Raw genomic sequence first — 21,140 nt, 5'->3', positions numbered from 1 at the left:
CGGTAAGGGGAGCTCGACCCATGGCTGGAACAGCCGCTCATCACGACCAACGCCATGATCATTCCGATCATGGTCACGCAGACCACGCGCACAAGCCGTTGACCTTCTTTCAGCGCTGGTTTCTGTCGACCAATCACAAGGACATCGGCACGCTCTACCTGATCTTCGCGATCTTCGCGGGCATCATTGGCGGTACGCTGTCGATCTTCATGCGCGCCGAGCTGCAGGAACCGGGCATCCAGATCTTCCACGGTCTGGCGCAGATGGTTTACGGCTTCGAGGGCGACGCTGCCATCGACGGCGGCAAGCACATGTTCAACGTGTTCACGACCGCGCACGCGCTCATCATGATCTTCTTCATGGTCATGCCGGCGCTGATCGGCGGCTTCGCCAACTGGATGGTCCCGATCATGATCGGCGCGCCGGACATGGCGTTCCCGCGCATGAACAACATCTCGTTCTGGCTGATCATTCCGGCCTTCCTGCTGGTGCTGCTTTCGATGTTCGTCGAAGGTCCGGCAGGCGCCTATGGTGCAGGGGGCGGGTGGACGATCTATCCGCCGTTCTCTACGTCAGGCATGCCCGGGCCGGCGATGGATCTCGTGATCCTCGGCCTGCACATTGCTGGTGCCTCGTCGATCCTCGGTGCGATCAACTTCATCACCACGATCCTGAACATGCGCGCTCCGGGCATGACGCTGCACAAGATGCCGCTGTTTGCCTGGTCGGTTCTGATCACCGCCTTCCTGCTTCTGCTCTCGCTGCCGGTTCTGGCAGGCGGCATCACCATGCTGCTGACCGACCGCAACTTCGGCACGGCGTTCTTCGCGCCTGAAGGCGGCGGCGACCCGATCCTGTTCCAGCACCTGTTCTGGTTCTTCGGTCACCCGGAAGTATACATCCTGATCCTGCCGGGCTTCGGCATCGTCAGCCACATCGTTTCCACCTTCTCGCGCAAGCCGATCTTCGGCTACCTCGGCATGGCTTACGCCATGGTTGCGATCGGCGCTGTCGGCTTCATCGTGTGGGCACACCACATGTATACCGTCGGCATGTCGCTCGACACGCAGCGCTACTTCGTCTTCGCGACGATGGTTATTGCGGTTCCGACCGGCGTGAAGATCTTCTCGTGGATCGCGACGATGTGGGGTGGCTCGATCCGCTTCACGACCCCGATGGTCTGGGCGATCGGCTTCATCTTCCTGTTCACTGTCGGTGGCGTTACGGGCGTTCAGCTCGCCAACGCCGGCCTCGACCGTTCGCTGCATGACACCTACTACGTGGTTGCTCACTTCCACTACGTTCTGTCGCTCGGCGCCGTGTTCGCGATCTTCGCTGCCTGGTACTACTGGTTCCCGAAGATGACCGGCTACATGTACTCCGAGTTCCTCGGCAAGCTGCACTTCTGGGTCATGTTCATCGGTGTGAACCTGATCTTCTTCCCGCAGCACTTCCTGGGTCTTGCCGGCATGCCGCGCCGCTACATCGACTATCCGGATGCCTATGCCGGCTGGAACATGGTGTCGTCCTACGGCTCGTACATCGCAGCCGTCGGCGTGCTGATCTTCCTCTTCTGTGTCGCCGAAGCCTTCGCCAAGAAGCGCGTCGCTGGCGACAATCCGTGGGGCGAGGGTGCAAACACGCTCGAATGGCAGCTGTCTTCGCCGCCGCCGTTCCACCAGTGGGAACAGCTCCCGCGCATCAAGTGATGGGAAAGAAACAGAAGCCGCCGGTTCCGGCGGCTTCCCCCCGCCGGAGAACCGGCAAAAGACGGCCCCTATGGGCAAAAGACGATCAAGGACGAGACATGACGGTCATCGACAATCACGAAGCAATGGGCATGGATGGCGCACCGCGCCTGTCCGAGGCCTCTGCGCGCGATTATTTCGAGCTTCTTAAGCCCCGCGTCATGTCGCTCGTCGTGTTCACGGCGCTTGCGGGCCTCGTGCTCGCCCCCGGACACATCAATCCCTTCATCGGTTTCATCGCCATCCTGTGCATCGCTGTTGGTGCCGGCGCCTCCGGCGCGCTCAACATGTGGTACGATGCCGATATCGACGCGGTCATGACCCGCACGGCCAAGCGCCCGATCCCGGCAGGCAAGATCCTGCCCGAGGAAGCGCTCGCCTTCGGCCTGACGCTATCGGCGTTTTCCGTGATCATCCTTGGGCTCGCCGTCAATTGGCTCGCAGCCGGGTTGCTCGCCTTCACCATCTTCTTCTACGCCGTCATTTATACGATGTGGCTCAAGCGCTCGACGCCGCAGAACATCGTCATCGGTGGTGCTGCCGGCGCCTTCCCGCCGATGATCGGCTGGGCCTGCGTGACTGGCGGCGTTTCGGTAGAAAGCATCGTACTTTTCCTCATCACCTTCCTGTGGACGCCGGCGCATTTCTGGGCGCTCGCGCTGTTCAAGATGGGCGATTATGGCTCCGTCGGCGTGCCGATGCTGCCCAATGTCGCAGGCCAGGCGACCACCAAGAAGCAGATCGTCATCTATGCGGTTCTGACGGCGCTGATCGGCATCTGTCCCACCTTGCTCGGCTTTGCGAGCGTCGGTTATGGCGCGGTCGCGGCAGCACTTGGTCTCGGTTTCGTCTGGTATTCGATCGGCGTGCTGCGCATGCCTGAGACGGATGAGCGCATGCTGCCCGCCAAGAAGCTTTTCGCCTTCTCGATCATGTATCTGTTCGTGATCTTCTCCGCCCTGATGGCGGATCACCTGATCGTCAATATCTGGCTGAATGCCGGGAGTGTTGCCTGATGGAAACCGTCAAGCTCAACGAAGCCCAGAAGAAGTCCCGCCGCGGCCGCAACATTGCGCTCGGTGTCGTCTTGGCTGGCCTTGTCGTCCTCTTCTACGTCGTCACGCTGATCAAGTTCGGCAACGGCATGGTCAACTGAGGAGCCGCAGCATGACGACCTCTCAGAACCCCGAGCAGAAGCAGCGCTCCAACGGTGTCATCGTCGGCACCTGCGTCGCCTTCGTTGTCGGCATGACCGGCATGGCCTATGCGGCCGTGCCGCTCTACGACATGTTCTGCCGCGTCACCGGCTATAACGGCACGACGCAGCGCGTCGAGCAGGCATCGGACGTCATCCTCGACGAAAAGGTCAAGGTTACCTTCGACGCCAATACCTCGGGCGGCCTGCCCTGGGAGTTCAAGCCGGTGCAGCGCGACATCGACGTCCGTATCGGCGAGACCGTGCAGGTGATGTACCGCGCCAAGAACCTTTCGTCGAAGCCGACGACGGGCCAGGCGACGTTCAACGTCACGCCGATGCAGGCCGGTGCCTACTTCAACAAGGTCCAATGCTTCTGCTTTACCGAGACGACCCTGCAGCCGGGAGAGGAGATGGAGATGCCGGTGGTATTCTTCGTCGATCCGGACATGGTCAACGCGGTCGAGACCAAGGACATCAAGACACTGACGCTTTCCTACACCTTCTACCCGCGCGAGCCGTCAAAGCCGGTCGCACAGGTGAAGACGGGCGAAACTGAGAACAAACTTTGACTGGAGGCCCGTTTCGGCTAAGCCGGAAGGGCGACAAGAGAAAGACCTATCGGGGATTACTGACATGGCCGATGCGCATCAGAAGAATCACGACTACCACATCATCGACCCGAGCCCCTGGCCGTTGCTTGCCTCGATCGGCGCATTCGTCATGGCGTTCGGCGGTGTCGGCTACATGCGCTATCTTTCCGGCGGCTCCTTCAAGCTGTTCGGCGCAGAGCTTGCCAATCCGTGGGTCTTCTTCATCGGCCTCGTCGTCGTTCTCTACACCATGTACGGCTGGTGGTCGGACACGGTAAAGGAAGCACACGAGGGTCACCACACCCGCGTCGTCTCGCTGCACCTGCGCTATGGCATGATCATGTTCATCGCTTCGGAAGTGATGTTCTTCGTCGCCTGGTTCTGGGCCTATTTCGACGCCAGCCTCTTCCCCGGCGAAGCCATCCAGGCAACCCGTACGGCCTTTACCGGTGGCGTCTGGCCGCCGAAGGGCATCGAGGTACTCGACCCCTGGCACCTGCCGCTCTACAACACCGTCATCCTGCTGCTGTCCGGCACGACGGTCACCTGGGCGCACCACGCACTGCTGCACAATGATCGCAAGGGCCTGATCTACGGCCTGTCGCTGACGGTCGTCCTCGGCGTGCTGTTCTCCTACGTTCAGGCCTACGAATACGCTCACGCTCCGTTCGCCTTCAAGGATTCGATCTACGGCGCGACCTTCTTCATGGCGACCGGCTTCCACGGCTTCCACGTCCTCGTCGGCACGATCTTCCTTCTCGTCTGCCTGCTGCGCGCGCTGCGTGGCGACTTCACGCCGAAGCAGCATTTCGGCTTCGAAGCGGCCGCCTGGTACTGGCACTTCGTTGACGTCGTCTGGCTCTTCCTCTTCTTCTCCATCTACATCTGGGGTGGTTGGGGCGCGCCTATCGCTCACATGTAAAGACAAGAGAGCTCACGCTCTTCTCGATGAGGCGGCTGCGACCATGCAGCCGCCTTATTTTTTGTCTGTCTTGCGGTTGTATCGGGAGGACGAGTCGGCATGAAAGTGCGTGTGTTTGTGGTGACAATGGCGTGGCTGCTGGCTGCATGCTCTTCGGCCCTGGCGAACGACCCGGCCGACCGCGTGGTGGTGCACAAGGCGAAGCGTCTCCTGCAGCTTTACCGTGATGGCGAGATGCTGCGTGAGTATTCGATCGCTCTTGGTGGCAATCCCATCGGTCATAAAGAACGCGAAGGCGATCGGCGGACGCCGGAGGGCCTTTATGTACTGGACTGGCGCAATGACAAGAGCGGCTATCACCTGTCGATGCATGTCTCCTACCCCCGGCCCGAGGACGTCACGGCAGCGGCAGCCAAGGGTGTCGAACCCGGTGGCATGATCATGATCCACGGTCAGCCCAATTATTTCGGCTGGCTGGCGTTTATGACGCAGATGTTCGATTGGACGGATGGCTGCATTGCGGTTACCAATGCCGAAATGGACGAAATCTGGAACATGGTTCCCAACAACACCCCGATAGAGATCAATCCGTGAGCGACGACAAAGCCCTCTATCCGCCGGTCGAACCGGTCATGGCAGGCATCAAGGGCCTGTGCCCACGCTGCGGCCAGGGCAAGCTGTTCGATGGGTTCCTGACGGTCAAGCCCGTCTGTGCCAACTGCGATCTTGATTATCGCTTCGCCGATTCCGGTGACGGTCCTGTCGTCTTCGTCATCCTGATTGTCGGCTTCATCGTCGTCGGTGCAGCGCTCTGGATGGAGGTCAACTTCAATCCGCCGCTCTGGCTGCATTTTCTGCTGTGGATACCGCTGGCGATCGTCTTCAGTCTCGGGCTGACGCGCATGCTGAAGGGCATCCTCATCAACCTGCAATACCGCAACAACGCGCGGCCGGGTGAAATCGATCGTGGCTGAAGTCCTGACCAAAAAGAAGGGCAGCCTTGTTGGGCGCATCGGCGCCTTCATCCTGCTTGCGACCACTTTTGCGATCCTCATCTCGCTCGGCACCTGGCAGATGCAACGGCTGCACTGGAAAGAGGGCCTGCTCGCCGCGATCACCGAACGTCGGTCGGCGCCGCCGGTGACGCTCGCCGAGATCGAAGGGATCCTGGCCGAAGGCGGCGACATCGACTACCGGACCGTCACCGTCCCCGGCCGGTTCGACCACAGCAAGGAACGACACTTCTTCGCGACTTACAACGGTCGCACCGGCTACTACATCTTCACGCCATTGATGCTGGATGACGACCGCTTCCTGTTTATCAATCGCGGTTTCGTGCCCTTCGAACAGAAGGAGTCGTCGACCCGTCTTGCGGGCGAACTCCCGACCTCCGTGTCGATCAACGGCCTTGCAAGGCCGAAGCTCAGTGAGAAGCCATCGTCGATCGTCCCGGACAATGACCTCGCCAAGAACATCTTCTACTGGAAGGACCTCGACGCGATGGCGTCGTCGGTCGGGCTTTCCGCCGACAAGGTCCTGCCGTTCTTCGTCGATGCCGATGCGTCGCCCAATCCAGGCGGCTTGCCGATCGGTGGCGTTACCCAGTTCGATCTGCCGAACAGCCATCTGCAGTATGCGCTGACCTGGTACGGCCTTGCCGGAGCCTTGGTTGTGGTCAGTGGTGTCTTTCTCATGCGGCGCAAGCCATAGGCGACCCTCTAGCGCGCGTCTTGTGACGCGCAAAGGTCGCTGTGGCACTTTGAATTACTGCCTGTTTCCCTAAATCGAATAGGATTTAAGGAAACAGGTGGTAGCGCCATGCTATCCCTGCGCGACACAGTTGAGGGACATGTGGAATGGGCTTGATATCAACAATCCTGATCGCGCTGACGGCGGTGTTGCATCTCGGTTTTCTCGTGCTGGAAATGTTTCTCTGGACCAAGCCGCAGGGCCGTTCGGTCTTCCGCATGACGGCGGAGCAGGCGGAGGCGACCCGGGTGCTCGCCGCCAATCAGGGGCTCTACAACGGCTTTCTCGCCGCCGGGCTTTTGTGGTCTCTCATACAGCCGGAGGCGTCATTTGCCTTCGAGTTGAAGGTGTTCTTCCTTGTGTGCGTGATCGTTGCCGCTATATATGGCGCTTGGTCGGTCAAGCCGCGCATCCTGCTGATCCAGGGCGGCCCGGCCATTGCAGCCCTTGTTTTCGTTCTACTGGCATCCTGATCCATGGCATCATCCGCGGCAAAATCTCCGATTACCATTCGCCTCTGCGGGCCGCGCGGCTTCTGCGCCGGCGTCGACCGGGCGATCCAGATCGTCGTTCTGGCGCTGAAGGAATTCGGCGCGCCGGTCTATGTTCGCCACGAGATCGTGCACAACCGCTATGTCGTCGAAGGGCTCGAAGCCAAGGGTGCGATTTTCGTCGAGGAGCTCGACGAGATCCCGCCGGAGCATCGCAAGCAGCCGGTGGTGTTTTCCGCCCACGGCGTGCCGAAATCGGTGCCTGCGGATGCCGACACGCGCAATCTCTTCTACCTCGATGCCACATGTCCGCTGGTCTCCAAGGTCCACAAGCAGGCGATGCGCCACAACCGGCTCGGCCGCCACGTTGTGCTGATCGGCCATGCCGGCCATCCCGAAGTCATCGGCACGATGGGACAACTGCCGGAAGGTGCCGTATCCCTGGTCGAGACCATCGAGGATGCGGATGTCTACATGCCGCCCGATCCTGACAATCTCGGCTTCGTCACCCAGACGACGCTTTCCGTCGATGACACCGCTGGCGTGATCAAGCGGCTGCACGAACGCTTCCCCAATCTGACGGCTCCGGCTGCCGATTCGATCTGCTATGCCACCACCAACCGCCAGGAAGCGGTCAAGCAGGCCGCACCCGGCTGCGACCTGTTTCTGGTGGTCGGCGCGCCGAACTCGTCGAACTCCAAGCGCCTGGTCGAAGTGGCGCTGAAGGCCGGTGCGAAGAAGTCGGTCCTCGTGCAACGGGCAGCCGAAATCGACTGGGAGACGATCGGCGATATCTCGACCGTTGGACTATCCGCGGGCGCATCGGCGCCTGAAGTCATTGTCAACGAGATCATCGAGGCGTTCCGCGAGCGCTATGATGCCGTCGTTGAGCTTGCCGACACGGTCGAGGAAAACGAGAACTTCCTCGTCAACCGCGAGATTCGCCATGTGCCGCTGACATCAGCCGACATGGCCTTCGTCAACGGCGAATAACCCATCTATCTTGCCCGCCTATCTTGAAAGTGAACAACCGTGGCAGTTTATACCGATATCACGGAAGACGACCTGAGCGCCTTTCTTGAGGCCTATGACGTCGGCCAGTTGACGTCCTACAAGGGCATTGCCGAGGGCGTCGAAAACTCCAACTTCCTGCTGCACACGACAAAGGGCGCCTATATCCTGACGCTCTACGAGAAGCGCGTGAATGCCGGTGATCTGCCGTTTTTCCTCGGACTGATGCATCACCTGGCCGATTGTGGGCTTTCCTGCCCTCTGCCTTTGCCGCGCGCCGACGGAGAACTCCTGGGCGAACTCTCTGGCCGCCCGGCCGCCGTGATCTCGTTCCTTGAAGGTATGTGGCTCCGCAAGCCCGAAGCCAGGCATTGCCGCGAGGTCGGCAGGGCGCTGGCCGAGATGCATGTCGCCAGCGAGGGTTTCGACCTGAAGCGCACCAATGCGCTCTCGGTCGGTGGCTGGCGGCCGCTCTGGCTCAATTCCGAGGCGCGCGCCGACGAGGTGCAGACCGGCCTCAAGGACGAGATTTCCGCCGAGCTTGCGCACCTCGAGAGCCACTGGCCGAAGACTTTGCCGGATGGCGTCATTCATGCCGATCTGTTCCCTGACAATGTCTTCTTCCTCGGCGACCAGCTGTCCGGCCTGATCGACTTCTATTTCGCCTGTAACGATTATCTCGCCTACGATGTGGCCGTCTGCCTGAACTCGTGGTGCTTCGAGAAGAACGGCTCCTACAACATCACCAAGGGCATGGCGCTGCTTTCCGGCTATGAGAGCGTGCGCAAGCTGACGCCGGACGAGGTCGAAGCCCTGCCGCTGCTCTGCCGCGGTTCGGCGCTGCGCTTCTTCCTGACGCGCCTCTACGACTGGCTGATGACGCCGGCCGGCGCGCTGGTCGTCAAGAAGGATCCGCTCGAATACCTGACGAAGATCCGGTTCCACCGGGCGATCGTTTCCAGCGCCGAATACGGCCTCCGGATCGAAGAGACCTCCGCATGAAACACGTTGACATTTTTACGGACGGCGCTTGCTCGGGCAATCCGGGGCCGGGTGGCTGGGGCGCTGTCTTGCGCTATGGCGAGGTGGAAAAGGACATGTGCGGCGGCGAGGCGGAAACGACCAACAACCGCATGGAGCTTCTGGCTGCGATCTCGGCGCTTGATGCGCTGAAGGACACTTGCGAGGTCGACCTGCACACCGACAGCAAATATGTGATGGACGGCATTTCCAAGTGGATCCACGGCTGGAAGAAAAACGGCTGGAAGACCGCGGACAAGAAGCCTGTGAAGAACGGTGAACTCTGGCAGGCGCTGGACGCGGCCAACCGCCGCCACAAGGTCACCTGGCATTGGGTCAAGGGCCATGCCGGCCATCCGGAAAACGAACGTGCCGACGAGCTTGCCCGCAAGGGCATGGAGCCCTTCAAGAAGGGGCGTCGACCGGATCCTCTTCTCGCAAAATGAAAAACGGGCCGTTTGGGCCCGTTTCCATTTGCATTGAAATCTGCTCTCAGAGCTGTTCCAGCATTGCCGCAGCACCCGAAACGGTTGCCTGGCCCGGGCTGTCTTCGAGGTTGAGAACCTTCACCACGCCGTCTTCGACAAGCATGGAATAGCGCTTCGAGCGGATGCCGAGCGTGCCGGCAGAGAGATCGACATCCATGCCGAGCGCCTTGGTGAAGGCGGCATTCCAGTCGGAGAGGAAATGTATCTTGCCCATGCCGCCCGACGACGTCGCCCAGGCACCCATGACATGCAGATCGTTGACGGCAACCACGGCGATATCGTCGATACCGCGCGACAGGATCGCGTCGCGGTTTTCCAGATAGCCGGGAAGATGGTTGAGCGAGCAGGTGGGCGTGAACGCGCCCGGCACTGCAAAGAGCACGACGCGCTTGCCCTTGAAGAGCTGTTCGGTCGTCACTTCCACCGGACCATCGGCGGTCTTTTCCTTGAAGGTCGCAGCGGGCAGCTTGTCTCCGACGGCAATGGTCACGGCATTCTCCTTGCGTTGCGCGTTTGCCCAGACCGGCGTTCCGGCGAGGCGTTGTCGCGGCTTGAATTGTCTTGCGTCCGGGCGTCTCCGGCCGGCGTCCTTCGACGCCATGCCTAAAACGGGTGGACTATAGAGGCGCATCAATCAAAGGCAAGGGTCGTCTCCATGCTGCGCCCGTCCGCACGCACGGTGAGGATCACCGGTTTTCCCTTGAGCGTCTTGTCTTTGCCGGAGAGCCGAACGGGGATCTCCGCCTGAAGCTCGGCACCTTCTGCATTGGTGATGACCGGTTTGCCGAAGGCGACGCCGGAGGGGCCGGCCAGAAACAAGTCGCGGTGCTCCTTGGCTGCATCCGGCGGCAGCCGCAACGAGAGCTGCACCACTGCCTTCCGCTCGTCATAGACGGCTCTTGCAACCTTGAAATTCTCGGAGGGAGCTTCCGGCAGGGCGGCGACTGCGCCATCGATGCGGGCAGCATCAAGCGGGTTGTCGAAATCGCCCTGCTTGAGCGTCAGGTTCAATTCGCCCTGTACCGGAATACAGATGTCCTCACAGATCCCGAGAAAGACTGACGCGCGGATCGTCACGTCCCCTTCACCGTGCAGCCGCTTCAGGGTGAGCGGGAAGGCAACCGACTTGTCGTAGCCGACATAGCGTACCACCCCGTCGTCGAAGGTCTTGGGAACGGGAAAGCCGATCTTCTCAAGCACGACGCCCTCAGCCGGATCAAGGGTGACCTGCGGAGGAATACCGCTGGCGCCGGGTTCACGCCAATAGGTCTTCCAGCCGGGGTTCAGCTTGACCTCGAGCGTTGCAGGGATCGTGCCGTCCTGTTGCGGCGCAGCGGCGACGAGACGGATCATGCCGCCTGTTGATGTCATCCATTCGCTGGTCGCAGCCTGGGCGCCGACGGGCAGAAAAAATGCGAGGAGAAGGCTTGCCCTGCCGATGCGCTGGACCATGTTCTCATATGTGGGGCGTTTGATCATGGCCAAAGCATTATCGCTTTTACCGGCAACGCTCCAGACGCCCCTTTGGGCGCTGAGATCATAAATGTTTGATCACGCAGGGCACGGTAAACGCGCTACGTGCATTATTTGGCGGTCGCGACGTTGAAGCGCTTTTCATTTCGCGGCGAATTGGTAGGCTATCTGCATTATGGCAATAACCATGGCACAGAAGAAGCGGGAACGCGGTTTCCTTGACGGTCAGTTCCTGATCGCCATGCCTGGGATGTTTGACACCAATTTTGCCCGCACCGTCATTTTCATCTGTGCCCATTCGGACGACGGCGCCATGGGGTTCATCCTCAATCGGCCGCAGCAACTGACCTTCCCGGATGTGCTGATGCACCTCGACATTCTTGACGAGGATGAGGCAATCCGCCTGCCGGCGATGACGCGCGACTTCCAGATCCAGGCTGGTGGCCCGGTCGAGACCGGACGTGGTTTCGTCCTGCACTCCGACGACTATTTGAGCGATTCCAGCATCCCTGTCAGCGACGATATCTGCCTGACCGCAACACTCGACATCGTCCGTGCGATCTCACGCGGGGAGGGGCCGCATCGCGCCACCATGATGCTGGGCTATGCAGGCTGGGGGCCCGGCCAGCTCGAAGCGGAAATCACCCAGAACGGTTGGCTGACCTGCCCGGCGCGCGACGAGTTGATCTTCGACAAGGCGCTTGGCGATAAGTACGATCGCGCTCTTGCTTTGATGGGCGTCAGCCCGGCGATGTTGTCGATCGAAGCCGGCCACGCCTGACGCCAGGCGCTGAAAAATGCGGACAATCAATGCAGGCATTGCACGTCAACCAGATCGGTCGGTGTGGCCATCGGGCTGCGTTGTGTTCGCAGCCCGCAGTTGGTGCGCCTTGGCGGGCCTGGAGCATTTCCGACTTACGCTGAAACGCTCTATCTCTTTGATCTTGCGCATCTCCTGACGGAAAACCGCTTCGCACGTTTCCTCGAAATGCTCTAAGCCCGTTTCATCAGCGGAAACCGCTCTTTCAGCAACCGCTGGATCGACTCCGAGCCAATCGGCGGGCCGAACAGGAAGCTCTGGCCGTAGTCGCACCCCATCTGCGCGAGCTGGATCGCGTCTTCCTCGGACTCGATGCCTTCGGCCACCACCTGCATTTCAAGTTCGCGCGCCATGGTGATCACCGAGCGCAACAGAATGCCGCGCTTGTCGCTCGGGTCTCGCACCAGCGCCTTGTCGATCTTGATCGTATCGAACGGGAACCGGGTGAGATAGGAAAGCGACGAGTGGCCCGTACCGAAGTCGTCGAGTGCCAGCTTCAGCCCGGCTTCCTTCAGTTTCTCAAGCACCAGCCGTGCCTGTTCCGGGTTCTCCATCACGAGAGATTCCGTCAGCTCCATCTTCACCTTGGCCGGGTCGCAACGGTTCTTGTTGAGAACGGCACGAATGTCGTCATAGAGCTCGTTGTTGAGCAGTTGCGCGCTGGAGAGGTTGATCGACACGAAGATCGGCAGGTCGCCGGTCTGGATCTGCCATTCCGTAAGGTCGCTGGTGGCCTTGTCGAAGGCAAACATGCCGAGCTGGTTGATCAGGTCGGAATTTTCGGCGATCGGGATGAATTCGGTTGGAGAGACGTTGCCGCGCTTGGGGTGGTCCCAGCGCATCAGCGCCTCGAAACCGGCGATCTCGGCGTCGCTGAGCCGCACGATCGGCTGATAGACCAGCGACAGTTCCTTGCGCTCGATCGCGCGCTTGAGATCGGCTTCGAGCTGCATGCGGTCGGAGCCGGACGTTCTGAACGCCGGGCGGAAGGGCTCGACGCGGTTGCCGCCTTCCTTCTTGGCGCGGAACATTGCCAGCTCCGCATCGTCGATCAGGCCGGCAGCGCTCTGCTCCTGGTCGAGCCAGGAAACGAGGCCGATGGAGGCGGTGAGGTTGATTTCGCGGTTGCCGTAATTGAGCGGCACCATGATCGCCTTGCTGACCGCGTCGGCGAAATCGGCGACCTTGGCCGGATCGCGCTCCGACATCAGGATCAGTCCGAACTGGTCACCGCCAAGGCGTGCGAGCGTATCCTGCGGACGCAGCAGTCGGCGCAGACGGCGCGTGAGCGCGATCAGGATGTTGTCGCCGGCGGCAATGCCGAGCAGGTCGTTGACCTGCTTGTAGCGGTCGATGTCGATGGCAAGAACGGTCGGGCGTGCCGTCGTCGTGCTGTCGGCCATCAAAAGGATCGATTGCAGGCGGTCGAGGAAGACCTGGCGATTGGGAAGGCCGGTCAGATTGTCGTGCAGGGCGTTGTGCAGCAGACGTTCGACCGAATTGCGCTGCTCGGTGATGTCGATGATCGTGCCGACGCAGCGGATGATTTCGCCATTGGCGCCGAGAACCGGGCGCGCGCGGATCGACAGCCAGTGATAATGGCCGTCCTCGGCGCGGACGCGGAATTCATGATTGAGCTTGCCGCGGCGATGCTCGAGCAGCACATCGAGCGTGGCGCGGAAGCGATCGCGATCGTCAGGGTGCAGGCGCGGCAGCCAGTTGCGCAACGGCCCGTGCATCGACCCCATGGAGAGCCCGAGCTGCAGCGAGATGTCGGGAATGGTCACGACCCGGTCGCGCGCCACGTCCCAGTCCCAGACCGTATCGCCGGAACCGGTCAGCGCCAGAGACTGGCGCTCAAGATCGGAAAACAGACCCTGTTGGTAGGCGCCGCCGGCAAAGGCATGCTGCATGACCGTAAAGCCGATCAACAGCACGATGAGAACCAGCCCGCCGCCGAGTGCCGGCTGGACGATGTCGTTGGCCAGCTGGCCCGTGACGGTCAGCCAGGCGCCGAACAGCCAGACTAGAATGAGCAGCCAGGCGGGGACAAGCAGGATGGCGCGGTCGTAGCGGTTGAAGCCGAGATAGGCGATCAGCACGATGCCGACGGTCGCCGTCAGCGCGAAGGAGAGGCGGGCGATGCCCGATGCTATCGCCGGATCGTAAACGGCGACGCCGAAAAGCAGTCCGAGTCCGAGGATCCAGGCGAGGGTCGCGTAGCCGAGATGCTGGTGCCAGCGATTGAGGTTCAGATAGGTGAAAAGAAAGATCACGAGGCCCGCCGCCAGGAAGACTTCGGTTCCCGCTCGCCATATTCGCTCGTCGCCGGCGGTTACGCTGATGAGCTTGGAAAGAAAGCCGAAATCGACGCAGATATAGGCAAGTACCGCCCAGGCGAGCGCCGCCGTCGCCGGCAGCATTGACGTTCCCTTAACCACGAACAGGATCGTCAGGAACACCGCGAGGAGACCGGCGATGCCGAGCACGATGCCGCGATAAAGCGTGAAGGCGTTGACTGTGTCCTTGTAGGCGTCCGGCTGCCAGAGGTAGATCTGCGGCAGCTCGGGCGTCGCCAGCTCGGCGACGAAGGTGATGACGGCCCCCGGGTTGAGCGTGATCTGGAAGACGTCCGAATCGTCACTCGGCAGTCGTTCCAGCGCGAAGCCTTCGCTCGGCGTGATCGAAAGGATGCGCTGCGACCCGAGGTCGGGCCAGAACAGCTTGGAGTTCACCAGGCGAAAGTGTGGCGCGACGATCACACGGTCGAGCTGTTCGCCCGAAACGTTGGCGAGCGCGAACACGGCCCAGTCGCCCTGGTGGTTCTCGGTGCTGGAGCGCACTTCGATGCGCCGGACAATGCCGTCGGCACCTGGCGCCGTCGAAACCTGGAAGGCTTCGCTGCGGCCGCTGTAGATCTCGGTCGTGGCCGTCAGATCGAGTGCGGTGTCTTCGCGCGAAATCTTGACCGGCTCGAGAGCATGGGCAATGCCGCCAAAGGCGCAGAACAGCGTTGCGAGAGCGATCAGAAACGCTGCCAGCTTCGAGGCTGACCATGCGAAGGGCGAGCGGGTTAGAGGCATCAAAGGGGCAATTTCCTGTTCGGTACGGCATCGTCGGACAGGAGGGAGAAAAGCACATGGTCACGCCATTGCCCGTTAATCCTCAAGTACTGTCTTAAGTAGCCTTCACGCTCAAAACCGGCCTTTTCAAGGAGCCGGATGCTTCTTGAGTTCTCCGGAATACAGGCTGCTTCAATACGGTGCAACTCAAGGCTCGAAAAGATGTAGGGAATTGCCAGCTTTAGGGCGGCAAACATGTGGCCGTGGCCGGCATGGCGCTCGCCCATCCAGTAGCCGATCATGCAGTTTTGCCCGGCGCCGCGGCGGATGTGGCCGATCGTGATCCCTCCGAGCAGGGTTTCCGCAGGCTTGTGGAAAAGAAAGAGCGGCACGGCCTGGCCCGACGCGAATTCCTGCTCGTTGCGGATGACGCGGCTGCGAAAGGCGCTTTCCGTCATTTCATCGGCGCGCCAGGTCGGTTCCCACGGCTCGAGAAAGCCGCGGCTCTCGCTGCGAAGCTGGTACCATTGGCGATAGTCGGCGTAGCGGGGGAGGCGAAGCAGGTAATCCTGATTGGCGATCTCGACCGTCTCGGGCTGCCGCGACAGGAACCGAAAAACCGATCGTGTCATAAGTGCCTCCGAGGCCTTCCAGTTGAACGCGCGGAAGATCCTTAACCGCCCGGCGCACAGTGCCCCTCGCGCTGTCGCAACTCCAAGCGTTGCACAACTTTGCGCACAAATCGAATCCGATTTTACAAAAAGTCGCAAACACTTCGCCGGCCAGGCCCCACGCTGGCCCTGGCCGAAACTTGGTGGGCCGGATCAGCTCGCGACGGCGTGTGCGACGGTGGTTTTTCCTGTCAGGGACGACAGGATGTCGTTCATCGGCGCCAGCTGTTCGAGCGGGCCGATTGCCGACAGCGTCGGGGTGGTGTCGAAGAACAGGCGACCGGCGAGATCCGTCAGGCGCTCGATGGTGATGCCGGACAGGCGCTCCATCAGTTCGTCGTTCGGGATCGGACGGCCGTAGAGCATCATCTGGCGGGCAATCTGGCCGGCGCGCGCCGCCGGGCTTTCCTGGCCCATCAGCAACTGGGCGCGGATCTGGGCGCGGGCGCGCTCGATTTCCTGCTGTTCGATGTTCATCGACGACTTGCGCAGCTCGTCGACAATCACGGGCATCAACTCCGGCAGGTTTTCGCCGCCGGTTGCCGCATGTACGCCGAAGATGCCGGTGTCGGAGAAGCCCCAATGGAAGGCATAGACCGAGTAGCAGAGGCCGCGATGCTCGCGCACTTCCTGGAACAGGCGCGAAGACATGCCGCCGCCGAGAATATTGGCGAGGATCTGCGAACAGTAGAAATCACGGGCGTGATAGGCCTTGCCTTCGAAGCCGAGCAGGATCTGCGCGTCCATCAGGTCGCGGGTTTCGCGGCTTTCGCCACCGGTATAGATCGCGGTCTCGAGAACCGGTGTTGCCAGCGGCGTGCGCGGCAGGGTCGAAAAGCGCTCTTCGACCTGGCGCACGAAAGCCTCGTGCTCGACGGCGCCGGCGGCGACGACGAACATCCGGTCGGTGGTGTAGTTGCGGCCGAGATACTGGCGGATCTGGTCTGCCGAAAACGACATCACCGTCTCCGGTGTGCCGAGGATCGGACGGCCGACCGTCTGGTTGCGATAGGCGGTTTCGGCGAAACGATCGAAGACGACGTCGTCGGGCGTGTCGTCGGCAGCGCCGATCTCCTGCAGGATCACCTGCTTTTCGCGGCGCAACTCCTCATCGTCGAAGCTCGACTCGGTGAGGATGTCGGCAAGGATGTCGACCGCCAAAGGCACGTGATCCTTGAGGACGCGTGCGTAATAGGAGGTGGTTTCGGTCGAGGTCGCGGCGTTGACTTCGCCGCCGACATTCTCGATTTCCTCGGCGATCTGGCGGGCGGTACGCCGGCCGGTGCCTTTGAAAGCCATGTGCTCAAGCAGATGGGCGATGCCATGTTCGCCCACGGTTTCGTTGCGTGAACCCGATTTGATCCACACGCCGAGCGCCACGCTTTCGAGATGCGGCATCTGCTCGGTTACCACCGTCAACCCGGAAGGGAGCCGGGTGCACTCAACTTTCATCATACGTTTCTTCTCGTTCTTACCCCTGGAGGCGGGTGCGTTCGCCGATAAAGGTCTCGACGCTCTTCAGATCCGCTTCCAGGATATCGAAACGCTCCTCCCTGTTCATCAGGTCAGCAAGCCACGTCGGAAGCGCCGGGTCAATACCACTTGCCGATTTTACGGCGTCGGGGAATTTCGCCGGATGGGCGGTTGCCAGCGTCACCATCGGGGCTGACGCCTTCTCGTGCTTGGCCGCCACGAAGACGCCGATGGCGCTGTGCGGGTCGAGCAGGTAGCCGGTCTCTTCCAGGGTCTTGGCAATGGTCTTGGCGACCTCTTTCTCGGAGGCGCGCCCGGAGCGGAACTCCTTGCGTATCGCTTTCAGTGCCTTTTCGCGTATGGCAAACGAGCCGGACTGCTTCAGGCTCTCCATCGCGGCGCGCACTTCGGCCGGGTCACGATCGTTCGCCTCGAACAGAAGCCGTTCGAAGTTTGACGAGATCTGGATGTCCATCGACGGCGACGTCGTCGCCTTGACCTCGCGCATTTCGTAGCGGCCGGTCTTCAATGTGCGGGCGATAATGTCGTTTTCGTTGGTGGCGACTACAAGCTTGTCGATAGGCAGGCCCATGCGCTTGGCGACGTAACCGGCAAAGATATCGCCGAAGTTGCCTGTTGGCACTGTGAAGGAAATCTTGCGGTCCGGTCCGCCGAGCGCGATCGCGGTGGTGAAATAGTAGACGATCTGGGCCATGATCCGCGCCCAGTTGATCGAATTGACGCCCGAAAGCTTGACACCATCGCGGAAGGCCGCGTCGTTGAACATGCCTTTGACGAGGTTCTGGCAGTCATCGAAATTGCCTTTGACGGCGATGGCATGGACGTTGCCGGCCTTCGACGTCGTCATCTGGCGCTGCTGGACCGGCGAAACCTTGCCATGCGGGAAGAGGATGAAGATGTCGGTGCGCTCGCGGCCGGCAAAGGCATCGATGGCGGCACCTCCGGTATCGCCCGAGGTTGCGCCGACGATGGTCGCCCGTTCGCCGCGCTCGGCCAGCACATAGTCCATCAGCCGGGCCAGCAGCTGCATCGCCACGTCCTTGAAGGCGAGCGTCGAGCCGTGGAACAGCTCCATGACGAAGGCATTTGGGCCGGTCTGGACGAGGGGCGCGATGGCCGGATGACGGAAGGTGGCATAGGCCTCGTCGATCATCTCGCGAAACTTGGTCTGGGGGATCTCGCCATGGATAAAGGGCTCGAGGACGGCGAAGGCGATATCCTGGTAGGATTTGCCGCGCAGCGCCCGGATCTCTTTCTTGGACAGCGTCGGCCACTCCTTGGGGAGGTAGAGACCGCCATCGCGCGCAAGGCCCGCAAGCAGTGCATCGCAAAAGCCGAGGGGGGCGGCCTCGCCGCGCGTCGAGATATACTTCACCATCCTAGTCCTTCGTCTTGCCTTCGGATCACGGCGACCCTATGCGAGCCGGCCGCGGTGCGTCTGTCTTATTGCGTCAGTCCTTGACAAAGTCCCCACGCATTCTTGTCACCCGTGCAATTTCCGGTCTCAGCGTCGTTTCGGAAAATTCCGATCGAGGCGGTTGACCCAATCGATTTTTCAATTCGCCGCTGCTATAGACGATGCTCGAAGGCCATGAAAGGCCTTCCGGCCGAGATTTCGGTCAAGGAGTTTCAACCGGTTCAGCAGAGGTTGTTCAACGTGTTTGGCAAAGTATCCCGGCCTGTCCTCGCAATATCATTTCTCGCGGTCCTCGCCGGCTGTAACAAGACGCAATCCGGTGGAGCGATCGATGCAGGTGGCAGCGCCGCCGCACCAACGCCGGCCGTCGTCCAGGCAGCATGCCCGCAGGTGGTCTTAAGAGACGGCACCTCGTCGTTCCGGACCTATGCCAAGGGCGGCAAGGACGATCCGACGAAGGTCATCTACCAGGCGTCGCTCGCCGATACCACGCGGCAATGCGTGCTGAGTGAGACTGCCATGACGGTCACCGTCGTGGTTCAAGGCCGTGTCGTCAGCGGTCCGGCCGGCGGCCCCGGCAAGGTCACCATGCCGATCCGCGTGGCGGCAACGGATGAAGAAAAGACGCTCTATTCCGAGTTGGTCCAGCACGTGGTCGAGGTCCCCGCAAGCGGTTCGACCCAGTTCGTCTTCACCAAGACGGACGTCACACTGCCGGCTGGCTCCGGTTCCAACGCCAAGGTTTTCGTCGGCTTCGACGAAGGTCCGCCGGCCAAGCGAAAGAAGTAAGCGTGCTGCAGCGGCAGCCTGAAACAAAAAACGCCGGGGCTAGCCCCGGCGTTTTCATTTGGCGTTCTTGTGCGATTATTCGGCAGCGACGCTCTTGCCGCCTTCCCACTTGTAGAGGGAGAAGGCCTGCGAGGTGAGGTCACCGGCTTCACCGTAGGTGAGCTTGCCCAGTACCGTGTCAATCGCCTCGCCGGACTTGATTGCGGTCGCAACCGCAGTCGCATCGTCGGCGGAGCCAGCCTTCTCGATGCCGGCCTTCAGCACTTGCACGGCGGCATAGGCGTTGAGGGTGAACGCTTCGGCCGGAATATTCTTCGCCTTCAGCGCCTCGACGGCCGGAGCCGACGCCGGGTTGCGGGTGGCGTCGCTGGCATTGGTGTAGATCGTGCCTGCAGCAGCTTCGCCGCCGATTGCCCAGAACTCGGTGTTCGACAGGCCGTCGCCGCCGAAGATCTGTGCGGTTACGCCCTGGTCGCGCATCTGGCGTGCGAGCAGGCCGCCTTCCGGATGGTAGCCGCCGAAATAGACGACATCGACCTTTTCGGCCTTCAGGCGGGTGACGATGGCGCTGAAGTCCTTGTCGCCCGGATTGAGGCCTTCATAGACGACTTCCGTGATGCCGCCGGCGTTGATGCCCTTCTTGAAGCCGTCGGCCAGTCCCTTGCCGTAGGGCGCCTTGTCGTGCAGCACGGCGACCTTCTTGTCCTTGAGGTTCTTGACCACAAAGGCGGCGGCGACTTCGGCCTGCTGGTCGTCGCGACCGCAGGTGCGCAGGACGTTCCAAAGGCCGCGGGTGGTCAGGTCAGGCGTGGTCGCCGTCGGCGTCACCATCAGGATGCCGTTTTCGGCGAGAACGTCGGACGCTGCCATCGAGGTGCCCGAAAGCACCGGGCCGACGACGAAGCGGATGCCTTCGCCGGCTGCCTGGTTTGCGACCGATACGGCCTGCTTCGGGTCGCCGGCATCGTCCATCATCTTCAGGACGATCTTTTCGCCGTTGATGCCGCCGGCCTTGTTGATCTCTTCGGCAGCCGCTTCAGCGCCGTTCTTGACCTGCTCGCCATAGGCCGCGACCGGGCCGGTCAGCGGCGTGATGACGCCAACGGTGATATCGGCAAAGGCGAACGGTGCGAAGGCGACGCTGGCCGCCAGGGTCAGGCCCGTCAACATTGAAAGACGCATGGTGTTTCCTCCTAGAAATACCCCTTGTGGGGCTTGGCTGATATGGCCCTCGTGCGCGGTGCGAAAATCGGGGAGATCTTCGGAGGGACTGCGACCGCACATCAATGTGACATCGTGTCCCTCGGCGCCTAATCGGACGCCCGCCGTGATGGCCGAGAGCTTTTTCCCGCCCCGGTGAAAATCCGGGGCGAAAGGGGTCTGCAGGCGGCTTGCGCCCGGGGGTGCCGGATCAGGCCGTCAACGATTCTGACCACTCGGAAAGAGCGGCGATCACGCCCGGCAGTGCCGACATGCGCGAAATTACCGTCTCGGCGCCCGCCTCGGTCAACTGGTCGGCATGCGAGGGATGGGTGTGCGAGCCGCCGGTGAAGCCGACGACACGCATGCCGGCTGCGCGCGCGCCATGGATGCCATGCACCGAATCCTCGATGACCAGGACGCGCGAAGGGGCGACGCCCATCTGCTTGGCGCCGTGCAGGAAGATGTCCGGCTTCGGCTTGACGCGGTCGGCGCCGAGGTCGCGGGCGGAATAGATGTGGCGACCGAAGTGGTCCTTGATGCCGACCTTGCCGAGCATCATGGCAAGCCGCGCCGAGGTCGAGTTGGAGCAGATGCAATGCGGCAGCGTCAGCTGCGCCAGCATCGGCTTGACGCCGTCGATGATCTTGAGGTCGCGCTCGAGGCGGTCGTCGAGGATGGCGTCGACCTTGCTGATGAGCGAGGCGGAAAGCGGAATGCTCGCTTCCTTTTCGATCTGCAGCAGCGTGTTCTGCCAGGTCATGCCAGCAAAGCGCTCTGCCATTTCCTCGACGCTGATCGGGTAGCCAGCTTCGGTCAAAAGGGCCGCTTCGACTTCCGAGGCGATAATTTCCGAATCGACGAGAACGCCGTCGCAATCGAAGATGATGAGATCGATACCGTTCATTTAAGTCAGTTCCCTGGGAGAAGGAGGCGCCGCAGGCAGGGGGAGGGTCTCTTTCGCGGCGAGTGCTTTTGTACGCCGAAGGTTTATACG

At 61.4% G+C, this 21,140-nt stretch carries 22 protein-coding genes; 14 read left to right on the top strand and 8 right to left on the bottom strand.

Going from position 1 to position 21,140, the window contains the following annotated elements; genetic code table 11:
• The first annotated feature begins 20 nt into the window (after positions 1 to 20).
• From ctaD to rnhA, 12 genes are all read left to right on the top strand, one after another.
• Positions 21 to 1,709, top strand: coding sequence for a cytochrome c oxidase subunit I (ctaD, locus tag BLJAPNOD_RS18975; protein ID WP_077498062.1), 1,689 nt, complete (start codon positions 21 to 23; stop codon positions 1,707 to 1,709).
• A gap of 98 nt (positions 1,710 to 1,807) precedes the next feature.
• Positions 1,808 to 2,764, top strand: a complete 957-nt coding sequence (locus BLJAPNOD_RS18970; protein ID WP_077498061.1) for a heme o synthase — start codon at positions 1,808 to 1,810, stop codon at positions 2,762 to 2,764.
• The gene (locus BLJAPNOD_RS18965) at positions 2,764 to 2,904 is read left to right on the top strand and encodes a hypothetical protein (RefSeq protein WP_053250651.1); all 141 of its coding nucleotides are present in this window, start codon (positions 2,764 to 2,766) and stop codon (positions 2,902 to 2,904) included. Before BLJAPNOD_RS18970 ends, BLJAPNOD_RS18965 begins: the two co-directional genes overlap by 1 nt.
• A gap of 11 nt (positions 2,905 to 2,915) precedes the next feature.
• The gene (locus BLJAPNOD_RS18960; protein ID WP_077498060.1) at positions 2,916 to 3,515 is read left to right on the top strand and encodes a cytochrome c oxidase assembly protein; all 600 of its coding nucleotides are present in this window, start codon (positions 2,916 to 2,918) and stop codon (positions 3,513 to 3,515) included.
• A 64-nt stretch (positions 3,516 to 3,579) separates the two neighbouring features.
• On the top strand, positions 3,580 to 4,458 hold the full coding sequence (locus BLJAPNOD_RS18955; RefSeq protein ID WP_077498059.1) for a cytochrome c oxidase subunit 3: 879 nt from the start codon (positions 3,580 to 3,582) through the stop codon (positions 4,456 to 4,458).
• A gap of 126 nt (positions 4,459 to 4,584) precedes the next feature.
• Positions 4,585 to 5,052 (top strand): L,D-transpeptidase family protein, encoded by a 468-nt coding sequence (locus BLJAPNOD_RS18950; RefSeq protein ID WP_244610968.1) that lies wholly within the window; start codon positions 4,585 to 4,587, stop codon positions 5,050 to 5,052.
• Complete coding sequence (locus BLJAPNOD_RS18945; RefSeq protein ID WP_077498057.1) at positions 5,049 to 5,432, top strand: DUF983 domain-containing protein; 384 nt, start codon at positions 5,049 to 5,051, stop codon at positions 5,430 to 5,432. Before BLJAPNOD_RS18950 ends, BLJAPNOD_RS18945 begins: the two co-directional genes overlap by 4 nt.
• Positions 5,425 to 6,168, top strand: coding sequence for an SURF1 family protein (locus BLJAPNOD_RS18940; RefSeq protein ID WP_115420797.1), 744 nt, complete (start codon positions 5,425 to 5,427; stop codon positions 6,166 to 6,168). Before BLJAPNOD_RS18945 ends, BLJAPNOD_RS18940 begins: the two co-directional genes overlap by 8 nt.
• A gap of 146 nt (positions 6,169 to 6,314) precedes the next feature.
• Positions 6,315 to 6,680, top strand: coding sequence for a DUF1304 domain-containing protein (locus tag BLJAPNOD_RS18935; RefSeq protein WP_115420796.1), 366 nt, complete (start codon positions 6,315 to 6,317; stop codon positions 6,678 to 6,680).
• A 3-nt stretch (positions 6,681 to 6,683) separates the two neighbouring features.
• Positions 6,684 to 7,691, top strand: a complete 1,008-nt coding sequence (gene ispH / locus BLJAPNOD_RS18930) for a 4-hydroxy-3-methylbut-2-enyl diphosphate reductase (RefSeq protein ID WP_115420795.1) — start codon at positions 6,684 to 6,686, stop codon at positions 7,689 to 7,691.
• A 39-nt stretch (positions 7,692 to 7,730) separates the two neighbouring features.
• Positions 7,731 to 8,711, top strand: coding sequence for a homoserine kinase (locus BLJAPNOD_RS18925; RefSeq protein WP_115420794.1), 981 nt, complete (start codon positions 7,731 to 7,733; stop codon positions 8,709 to 8,711).
• Positions 8,708 to 9,175, top strand: a complete 468-nt coding sequence (rnhA, locus tag BLJAPNOD_RS18920; protein ID WP_077498053.1) for a ribonuclease HI — start codon at positions 8,708 to 8,710, stop codon at positions 9,173 to 9,175. Before BLJAPNOD_RS18925 ends, rnhA begins: the two co-directional genes overlap by 4 nt.
• 46 nt (positions 9,176 to 9,221) lie before the next feature.
• On the opposite strand, the gene BLJAPNOD_RS18915 is transcribed toward rnhA, so the two are convergent.
• The gene (locus tag BLJAPNOD_RS18915; protein WP_115421363.1) at positions 9,222 to 9,707 is read right to left on the bottom strand and encodes a peroxiredoxin; all 486 of its coding nucleotides are present in this window, start codon (positions 9,705 to 9,707) and stop codon (positions 9,222 to 9,224) included.
• Positions 9,708 to 9,847: 140 nt separating this feature from the next.
• Positions 9,848 to 10,696 carry a protein-disulfide reductase DsbD domain-containing protein gene (locus tag BLJAPNOD_RS18910; RefSeq protein ID WP_115420793.1) on the bottom strand — a complete coding sequence of 283 codons (849 nt, stop codon included), beginning with the start codon at positions 10,694 to 10,696 and terminating at the stop codon, positions 9,848 to 9,850.
• 169 nt (positions 10,697 to 10,865) lie between these two features.
• Here BLJAPNOD_RS18910 and BLJAPNOD_RS18905 point away from each other — a divergent pair, with 169 nt between their 5' ends.
• On the top strand, positions 10,866 to 11,471 hold the full coding sequence (locus tag BLJAPNOD_RS18905; RefSeq protein ID WP_077498050.1) for a YqgE/AlgH family protein: 606 nt from the start codon (positions 10,866 to 10,868) through the stop codon (positions 11,469 to 11,471).
• 212 nt (positions 11,472 to 11,683) lie between these two features.
• On the opposite strand, the gene BLJAPNOD_RS18900 is transcribed toward BLJAPNOD_RS18905, so the two are convergent.
• From BLJAPNOD_RS18900 to thrC, 4 genes are all read right to left on the bottom strand, one after another.
• Entirely contained in the window at positions 11,684 to 14,593 is a 2,910-nt protein-coding gene (locus tag BLJAPNOD_RS18900) for an EAL domain-containing protein (protein WP_115420792.1), read from the bottom strand.
• Positions 14,593 to 15,204, bottom strand: coding sequence for a GNAT family protein (locus BLJAPNOD_RS18895; protein ID WP_077498048.1), 612 nt, complete (start codon positions 15,202 to 15,204; stop codon positions 14,593 to 14,595). The genes BLJAPNOD_RS18900 and BLJAPNOD_RS18895 overlap by 1 nt, the downstream gene beginning before the upstream one ends.
• Positions 15,205 to 15,396: 192 nt before the next feature.
• On the bottom strand, positions 15,397 to 16,698 hold the full coding sequence (locus BLJAPNOD_RS18890) for a pitrilysin family protein (RefSeq protein ID WP_115420791.1): 1,302 nt from the start codon (positions 16,696 to 16,698) through the stop codon (positions 15,397 to 15,399).
• Positions 16,699 to 16,714: 16 nt separating this feature from the next.
• Positions 16,715 to 18,115, bottom strand: a complete 1,401-nt coding sequence (gene thrC / locus BLJAPNOD_RS18885) for a threonine synthase (RefSeq protein WP_115420790.1) — start codon at positions 18,113 to 18,115, stop codon at positions 16,715 to 16,717.
• A gap of 279 nt (positions 18,116 to 18,394) precedes the next feature.
• Here thrC and BLJAPNOD_RS18880 point away from each other — a divergent pair, with 279 nt between their 5' ends.
• Positions 18,395 to 18,943, top strand: coding sequence for a hypothetical protein (locus BLJAPNOD_RS18880; protein WP_077498106.1), 549 nt, complete (start codon positions 18,395 to 18,397; stop codon positions 18,941 to 18,943).
• A gap of 75 nt (positions 18,944 to 19,018) precedes the next feature.
• Here the strand turns inward: BLJAPNOD_RS18880 and BLJAPNOD_RS18875 are convergent, their stop codons facing one another.
• Together BLJAPNOD_RS18875 and BLJAPNOD_RS18870 are read right to left on the bottom strand one after the other, a co-directional pair.
• Entirely contained in the window at positions 19,019 to 20,125 is a 1,107-nt protein-coding gene (locus BLJAPNOD_RS18875; RefSeq protein ID WP_077498047.1) for an ABC transporter substrate-binding protein, read from the bottom strand.
• Between the two features lie 229 nt (positions 20,126 to 20,354).
• The gene (locus BLJAPNOD_RS18870) at positions 20,355 to 21,050 is read right to left on the bottom strand and encodes an HAD family hydrolase (RefSeq protein ID WP_115420789.1); all 696 of its coding nucleotides are present in this window, start codon (positions 21,048 to 21,050) and stop codon (positions 20,355 to 20,357) included.
• Between the last annotated feature and the right edge of the window lie 90 nt (positions 21,051 to 21,140).

Source organism: Ensifer sp. M14 (genome assembly GCF_003355565.1).
In the GTDB taxonomy this organism is placed as follows: Bacteria; Pseudomonadota; Alphaproteobacteria; order Rhizobiales; family Rhizobiaceae; genus Ensifer.
Note: the sequence above shows the minus strand (reverse complement) of the source record. Positions and strands in the feature narration are given on the sequence as shown.